Annotated in this window: 1 protein-coding gene and 1 tRNA gene; both read left to right on the top strand. The window is 43.9% G+C overall.

The window, feature by feature from the left end; genetic code table 11:
- Position 1: 1 nt before the first annotated feature.
- Positions 2-74, top strand: a tRNA-Lys gene (locus L0660_RS25985).
- Positions 75-327: 253 nt separating this feature from the next.
- A complete protein-coding gene (locus tag L0660_RS25990) occupies positions 328-1,560 on the top strand; it encodes a site-specific integrase (protein ID WP_235162019.1) in 1,233 nt (410 codons plus the stop codon).
- The last annotated feature ends 855 nt before the right edge of the window (positions 1,561-2,415 follow it).

The following is a 2,415-nucleotide window of genomic DNA, read 5'->3' on the forward strand; positions in this document are numbered from 1 at the left end:
CGATTCCGTAGCTCAGCTGGTAGAGCAATACACTTTTAATGTATGGGTCCTGGGTTCGAATCCCAGCGGGATCACTTGAAGAAATAGCAAACGCATCAAAAGCCTGCAAATCAATAGATTAGCAGGCTTTTTTCGTTTGCCGGTTATGCCAAAATATTCGATTTTCTACAAGTTTTTGGTGCGTAATTCGGTGAGTTCGAAGATCTGCAAATTTTACTCACCAGAATCGCTACAACTCATTGTATAACAAGATGTTTACGTCGTAAACATCTTGTGCTGTAACGGCTTGCAAGACTACTTTTGTTCAACTTTTAACCTGTAAAAGGTATGAAAACAAAGATCAGTCTGCTTTTCTATTTGAAGAAGCCGAAAAACTATCAAAAAGGCCCGGTGCCGATTTACTTGCGAATTACGGTTGAAAGTAAAAGGGTGGAATTTACCACCGGACGAGAATGTGAGCCTAGCCGGTGGAATACGGTGGCTGGTAGAGCTACTGGTGCGAGGGAGGCAGTCAAGTCTGTTAATTCTTATCTCGGCAACTTGGAGCAGCAATTGTTAGATGCTCACGCCGCCCTGGTTCGTGACGATGCTTTGATAACGGCGGAGACAATCAAAGACAAATTTCTTGGTGTGGGTCCTAAGCAGCGGTTATTGATGACAGTGATCGCTGACCATAACGAGCGAATGAAGGCGTTGGTCGGCCAAGAATATGCGATAGGCACATTCAACCGCTATAAAGTGCTCGAACGCCATACATTGGCATTCCTGAATGTGACCTTCAACACAACTGACTTTGACATTAGCCGGATCGATTTCGCTTTCATCGCTGACTACGAGTTTTATTTGCGCTCTGTTCGTAAGATGGGCAATAATGCGGTGGTGAAGCACATGAAAATGTTTCGTAAGATCGTAAACATTTGCCTGGGTAATGGCTGGATGAATCTTGATCCATATTTGAATTTTAAAGGCAAGTTTAAAAAGGTTGAAAAAGCGATTCTTACCAAAGCTGAGCTGGACTTGATGGCGAGCAAAGAATTTGCCAGTGATCGTCTCGCACAGGTTCGCGACACTTTTCTCTTTTGTTGTTTCACCGGCCTGGCTTACTCGGACATTCAGAAACTCCAACGAAGCCAGATAGCACGAGGGATCGATGGTGAGCAATGGATATTCAGCCAGCGGACGAAGACGAATGTCAAATCGCACATTCCGCTACTGCCAGAAGCCCTTCAAATTATTGACAGGTATAGAGATCATCCGCTTTGCGAATCGCGCGGGCTTGTGTTGCCTGTGCCGAGCAATCAGAAGATGAATGACTATCTGAAAGAGATCGCCGTGATCTGCGGGATTAACAAGGTTCTTACTTCACACGTTGCCAGGCATACGTTTGCGACGACCATTACTCTGCAAAATGGTGTGCCGATTGAAAGCGTTTCCAAAATGCTTGGGCATACTAATATTCGCACCACGCAGATTTATGCAAAGATCCTGGACACGAAGGTTAGCGAAGATATGCAGGCGTTGAAAGGAAGACTTTCACGAAGATCTGGCACAGAAGGTTAGCGCTGCACCTTCTCTCTCACGACCCCTTCGGTTTGTGAAAGGGGATCGCGAGAGAGAAGGTGAAAAATAATTTTAAATCGCTTATTCGGTTAAAAAATCCTCAGTCAGTGTCGATGGCTTAAACTTTGGAAATTTGTTGTATCCAATTTTGGGATTGTTCGATTGATATTCTCGAATATACTGAATCTCAATTTTGTTGACCTCCTGCAAGGATGCCGTTTCCGATTCCCATAGGATCTCTCGTATAATTGTGAAGTTTTTACGTTGCTCAGTTGTAAAGTCGGCAGCGACGTAGATATTGTCCGCACTCCCAAAATAGTTTATGGAGTTTGTCAAGTCCTTACCGATGTAGATTTTCCCATTCGGATAGGTAATCTTATAAATTATTTTCAAAGCCTGGGGATGCCATGGGTGGAACACATTACTGATGACAATTTAGGAATTCAGTCTGCGTGCTGCAAACGTCTTCTATTTATACTTGCTATCACAAAGCAAAATCATGGACAAAACAACTGCCTAAGCGCTCATGGGCAGTTTGCAACCAATGTCTTTATGTACATCTGACTTGTACTTTTTCTTTGCATGCTCTCGGACTAAGCTTTTTGATAGTCCTTACGGGATTGCCTCTAAACCGCAATCGGCCAGATGTACAATTGTAATACAATTGAATCTGGCCGCCCAAACGCTCCGAAGTCGCTGGCGGAAGAGTTTTGTGAATATTCTTATCTTTGAGCTAATTGCAAGCCGGCCACTGCAACTTGGTGAGTGACAAGGTGAGTAAACGATTTGACAGGACGCAAGCAGTTGATAGACAATTTGTTATCCCAAAAAGTATGATCCCAGCGGGATCACAAA

Origin of the sequence: Dyadobacter sp. CY351, from assembly GCF_021502625.1 — a bacterium.
GTDB classification, from domain to species: Bacteria; Bacteroidota; Bacteroidia; order Cytophagales; family Spirosomataceae; genus Dyadobacter; species Dyadobacter chenhuakuii.